Annotated in this window: 5 protein-coding genes; 3 read left to right on the top strand and 2 right to left on the bottom strand. The window is 40.7% G+C overall.

What is annotated here, in order from left to right; all coding sequences use genetic code 11:
• Together E1176_RS07130 and E1176_RS07125 are read right to left on the bottom strand one after the other, a co-directional pair.
• A partial coding sequence (locus E1176_RS07130) for a M1 family metallopeptidase (RefSeq protein ID WP_155209915.1) occupies positions 1–1630 on the bottom strand: 1630 nt, incomplete at its 3' end.
• A gap of 10 nt (positions 1631–1640) precedes the next feature.
• Entirely contained in the window at positions 1641–3335 is a 1695-nt protein-coding gene (locus tag E1176_RS07125; protein ID WP_155209914.1) for a M28 family metallopeptidase, read from the bottom strand.
• A gap of 133 nt (positions 3336–3468) precedes the next feature.
• On the opposite strand from E1176_RS07125, the gene E1176_RS07120 reads away from it, so the two are divergent.
• From E1176_RS07120 to E1176_RS07110, 3 genes are all read left to right on the top strand, one after another.
• Positions 3469–3897: a hypothetical protein gene (locus tag E1176_RS07120; protein WP_155209913.1), complete on the top strand. Its 429-nt coding sequence runs from the start codon at positions 3469–3471 to the stop codon at positions 3895–3897.
• A gap of 2 nt (positions 3898–3899) precedes the next feature.
• Entirely contained in the window at positions 3900–4097 is a 198-nt protein-coding gene (locus tag E1176_RS07115; RefSeq protein ID WP_155209912.1) for a YwbE family protein, read from the top strand.
• A 66-nt stretch (positions 4098–4163) separates the two neighbouring features.
• Positions 4164–5180: a pirin family protein gene (locus E1176_RS07110; RefSeq protein ID WP_155209911.1), complete on the top strand. Its 1017-nt coding sequence runs from the start codon at positions 4164–4166 to the stop codon at positions 5178–5180.
• The last annotated feature ends 316 nt before the right edge of the window (positions 5181–5496 follow it).

The following is a 5496-nucleotide window of genomic DNA, read 5'->3' as shown; positions in this document are numbered from 1 at the left end:
GTAGGAGTCCGACATAGTAATCCGGGTGTATTTTTATTTGTGAGGTATCTCCCGAAATGTCTAAAAGCTGCCAATTACTACCAGGGGTTATCTTTCTTGGCTCATTATTAACTAATAAAACTATTGGCATGTCAAAATTCTCTACTACGTTTTCCCATTTATAAAATAGCTTCCCCTCTTTCTCAAAGTAGGCCAATGTTGGCACCATGGTAGTTCGCAAATACTGATCAAATACCTTTGACAGATCGATACCGGAGGTTTCGCTCATGTATTTTTCAACTTGCTCGCTGGAAACTGTTTGATGGTAAAACTCTTTATTCAATCCTCTTAAAATTTCTCTCCATTTTGAGTCATCATTTATAATGTATCGAATGGTGTGCAACATATTAGCTCCTTTATAGTACATATCACCTGAGCCTTCGTGGTGGACATTATATGTACCAATTATAGGTCTGTCGTTGTTAATTGAAATTCTTGTGCCTCTCACATATTCATGCCCGGCCTCTTTACCAAAATGATACTCCAAGTAAAGGTTTTCAGAATAGGCGGTAAAGCTTTCGTGCAGCCACATATCAGCTACATCGCTGTTGGTTATGCTATTGGCAAACCACTCATGGCCTGTTTCATGAATTATGATAAAATCAAACTTCAACCCCCAACCCGATGCACTAAGGTCTCCGCCTCGGTAACCATTTTGATAACCATTACCATAGGTGACAGAGCTTTGGTGTTCCATGCCCAGATAAGGTACTTCCACCAACTTGTAGCTGTCCTCGTAAAATGGATAGGCCCCAAACCAATGCTCAAAAGCTTCAATTGTGCGTTTAGCGTCTGCAAACTGCTTTTTAGCTTTCTCAAGGTTGTAACTCAACACATAATAATCCATATCAAGCACTCCGTTTGCGCCTTCATATTTTTCACCAAAGTGCACATAATCACCCACATTGATGTTGACACCGTAGTTATTGATTGGATTTTTTACTTCCCAGTGGTAAGTTTTTGTTTTGGCCTTCTTGTTTTTCTCTGTTTTTATCAACCTTCCATTAGATACATTCATAAGATTTTCCGGAACTTCTACACTCAACAGCACCCCATTATTTGGCTCGTCATAAGGGTGGTCCTTGTTGGGCCACCATACACTGGCTCCGATCCCTTGATTGGCAGAAGCCACAAATGGCAAGCCGCTGCTATCTGTTGCCCAGGTGATACCTCCATCCCATGGCGCATTTTCAGCTTCCTTTGGTTTTCCTTTGAAGTGAAGTTCGAGTTGATACTCGTTACCCATTTTTAAGTCTTCCGGCATTTTTATAAAATGTGCATTGCCTTCATGCTTGAGAGTCAATTCTTTACCATTTTGCATCGCCTTATCCAATGTCATAGGCGACTGAAGGTCAATTTGCATGTAATCAGATGAGTCCAGCACCTTATAAGTGACAGTATTTTTCCCTTCAATTGATTTAGCCGCAGGGTCCACCTTTATGTCTAAGTGATAATGCAACAAATCCCACCAGGCACGCTCTTCTGTGATAGAACCGCGCAAACTGTCTTGTCTGTTAAATTGCTGTCCTACTGATGGTACAACAGTACCGATGATTAATGCTAGTAGCAAAACTGACCTCATGATATACATGCTTTAACTCTTATTTTAATTGTTGTTTGTATTCTGCCGCTGCTTCTCGCACTCTCTCCTGCGCACTTTCTATTTCACCTACAATTTGCGATTTGTCTTGTACCAAATCTTCTGTACTGGCAAGTGCTTTCAAATACCAATCTTCCCAGGCGTTGATAATTTCTACTTGTGATTCTACAGTAGCTCCTGATTGAACGGCTTTATCGCCCTCTGTTTTCTCATCTTTCAGCCTGGCTAATGCTGCTACCTCAACTTCAGAGATAATTTTTTTCGCCATTTCTTCATCGGCATTTAATAAGGTATAAGCAGAGATTAAGGCAGCAGTTCCCACATTTTTTAGTGTTTCTTTAGAGACTTTATCTAACCTGTCGTTGTCTGTGTGGTAAAACTGGTCCGTAAAATGCCAAAACAAAACGCCAGGTATATCTGCTTTTAAGAAAGGCACATGATCACTTCCCCCCTCAAAAGGATTTGTGTTTACCTCCCAGCCTGCTAATTCGCCCTGTTTTTTAAATCGATTAGTCACAAAGTCGTTTAAATAATGCGGTTGCATATCTTCCAAACTGATTTCTGCAGCGCCCCATTCGGTATGATTGTCTTTACCGCGTGTCCAGATGGCACTTGGGTCTGGCATTTTCTCTATTAAGAATGAGCCTCCTGTTATGTCCGTATTCTCTCCGACCATGTCAAGGCTTATACCCCACTTTATATTTTTTGCTCTTCCAGCATTCTCCTGCACGTATCTGTTAGTCGACACAATTTCATCTCCCCATAGAAAAGTTAAAGTTCTGTCAATCTCCAAATCACCAGATTTTATAAGCTCTGCCGTAGCTGTCGCCATTTCCAGTGCTACGCCAACTCCTGTAGCATTGTCGTTGGCTCCCGGCTCCTGCACATGCGCACTAAATACAAGTCGCTCTTCTGGGTAACTTGCACCTTTTATATCTGCTACTATCGTGAGTTCCTTAGATTCATAAATCTTTGTATTTACCATTACATCAAGGGAAACTGGCCCATCAGCGAGTCGCTTTTTGAGCTGCTCTTTTGCTTCATATGAAAGCACAATACCAAAAGGTTTTCTCACAGAGTCTTTGGGAATACTCCTAAACTGGATAGATGTCACATTCTCTTCCGGATTTAAATAATCAGGGTTATTGTAAGTGATGATGCCGAGGGCTCCCGCTTCTACAATAGCCTTTTTGTATAGATTGTAGGGGTGCGTTTCTGCAAATACCAGCTTGCCTTTTACATCTATATTATCGATAGCCGAAAGACTATCTGCAAAAACTACCGGAGTTGTTGTTTTGATACTGTAAGAGTTTACGGCTATCATATTTCTGTTTGTACTAAAAGCCAATAATGGCTCATCTTCGCCTGAAAATGAAACTTCAGCATTTACAGGCTCCCAGGTTGGCTCATCTAAATCTCTGCGCTCTATGCGGTAAGTAAATCGATTTGAATCTGTTGCCACATCTTCATTTACAAACCCGGCTTTCTCCAAGTCACTCACCACTTTGTAAATACTAGAATCGAATCCTGTATTGCCGACAATACGCCAAAATTGTTCAACAAAAGCAGTAGTCACATAGGCTTGCTCTCCAGATATTTTGTCATTTACCAGTTTTGAGAGCTTCGTTTCGGCATCTTCCTGTGTGCCTCCGCAAGCCATGAAGAATAGGCAGGCAATCCATATATACTTTTTCATTCTAGGTTTCTTTTTTGAAGGCGAAAAGTTAGCAACTTTCAATTAGGAATACACCGCCACATCTAATGACTTTAAATTTGTCGTTTATCTTTTTGATAAAATCATTACTATTGTAGCTATTTGAAAATTTAAAATGGAAAAAACTATGCAGGTTGGCATCGATGAATTGATACATGATGATCGGTTGATAAAGGAAGAAAAGTATGTGAAAGCGTACTACTCACCCACTCTAAAACTACTCGGCATCGTATGGCAGGGCAACTTTACCAAAGAACAATATATAGAACTATTTGAATCTCTCATTGCGTTTGCCGAGAAAAACCAGGTGATAGGCTTTTATTCTGATATAAGAAATCAAGGAATAGTTTCAGTAGAAGGTAGAAAGCATTTTGAAAAACATATCTCTCCAAAAGCTGCCGCACTTGGTATCGATAAAACCGGAGTAGTAACTGATGCTTCGCCTTTTAAGAAATATTACTTAAATATGGTGATTAGAGTGACCGGAAGGCCCACAAAATTATGTTCTAAACCAGAAGATGCACTCGCGTATATCTTATCTTAACTATGGCAGACGGTAGAAAGAGGGCCGATATTGCAATCGGTCAAACAGTAGAAGTTGTTCAAAAGCATCACCAAAGAAGTGGTGAACTCACCGAAGGTGTGGTAAAACGCATATTAACTAAAAATGCGAATCATACACATGGTATAAAAGTGATGCTCGAAGATGGTATTGTTGGTCGGGTAAAAAACATACTTGATTAGCAGTATAATTAAGAAAACAGATTCGCTGATTTATCGTTTAATGTTGTAACATTAAATCATACAACGATGGCTAAATCAGCGATAAAGAGTATCAAGGCATTAGGCTTTCCGTGGGAAACCAGTGATCCATTTCTATTTTGTGTTCATCATGAAGATTTCTATCCTAAGGGTAATGAACAACTCGGACCCGATGCATCGCTTGCCGGCAGAAATCTAGGGAACGATTTTGTTGTAAAAGATGGCTTTAGGATGTACCATGGTCAGACCGTACCCGGTTTTCCTGCACACCCGCACCGTGGTTTTGAGACGGTCACCATCGCTAGAAAAGGATTGATCGATCACTCAGACTCATTAGGCGCAGCCGGGAGATTTGGCAATGGCGATGTACAGTGGATGACGGCAGGCAAAGGAGTACAACATAGTGAGATGTTTCCTCTACTTAAGAAAGAGGAAGAAAATCCTTTTGAGCTTTTTCAGATATGGTTGAATTTGCCTAAAAAGAATAAAATGGCTGCCCCTCATTTTGCCATGCTTTGGCATGAAGACATACCCATACATAAACATGTAGATGAGAATGGTCAAACCACTGAAGTTAAAATTATGGCAGGTAGTATCGGTGAGCATACAGCCCCAGCCCCAGCACCTAACTCCTGGGCGGCTGACCCGCAAAATGAAGTAGCCATCTGGACTATTGCCATAGAGCCAAATGCAAACTATACGTTGCCTACCGCTTCGGAAGAAGCCAATCGAACGATATATTTCTTTAAGGGTGACACCATTGATGTTAATGGAGAGTCAGTGAAAAACTATCATGCAGTAGCTCTTGCTGCCGAAAAAGAGGTTAAGATTGAAAATGGCAACCAACCTGCTGAAATTTTATTATTACAAGGAAAATCTATTAATGAACCTGTTGTGCAGTATGGACCATTTGTAATGAACACACAGCAAGAAATTCAAGAGGCCATCCACGAATTTCAGCAAACTCAATTTGGTGGCTGGCCATGGCCGTCTATTGATCACGTTCACGATAAGAATAAAAACCGCTTTGCAAGGTTTGCCGATGGTAAAGAAGTGAGTAAGTAAAGAGAAAAGTGACGATCCTATACTAACTAAGCCTTTGAGGCTTGGTTAGTGTTTAAATAAAATATAAGACCCCTATTTACTAAGCCTTTCAGGATTAGTAAGCATCTAAACGAAGAGGAGATCCCTGCCTACGCAGGGATGACGTAAACGATTAGACCCTTGATTACTAAGCCTTCGAGGATTAGTAAGCTTTTAAGCTAAAAGAGATCTCTGCCTGCGTAGGGATGACGAAAACGAAGAGATATTGACAAGCCATACTAAGCCTTCGAGGCTTGGTATGGCTTAGGGGTTGAGAATCATTATAACTTACGCATAC

The organism is Fulvivirga aurantia, assembly GCF_009711475.1.
Taxonomy (GTDB): Bacteria; Bacteroidota; Bacteroidia; order Cytophagales; family Cyclobacteriaceae; genus Fulvivirga; species Fulvivirga aurantia.
The sequence above is the reverse complement of the archived record's forward strand: the minus strand, read 5'-3'. Positions and strand labels throughout refer to the sequence as shown.

What these genes read in the sequence shown, in the direction of transcription:
- E1176_RS07125 (WP_155209914.1), bottom strand. Translation starts at nt 3,335, where the DNA reads ATGAAAAAGTATATATGGATTGCCTGCCTATTCTTCATGGCTTGCGGA.
- E1176_RS07110 (WP_155209911.1), top strand. Translation starts at nt 4,164, where the DNA reads ATGGCTAAATCAGCGATAAAGAGTATCAAGGCATTAGGCTTTCCGTGG.
- E1176_RS07120 (WP_155209913.1), top strand. Translation starts at nt 3,469, where the DNA reads ATGGAAAAAACTATGCAGGTTGGCATCGATGAATTGATACATGATGAT.
- E1176_RS07115 (WP_155209912.1), top strand. Translation starts at nt 3,900, where the DNA reads ATGGCAGACGGTAGAAAGAGGGCCGATATTGCAATCGGTCAAACAGTA.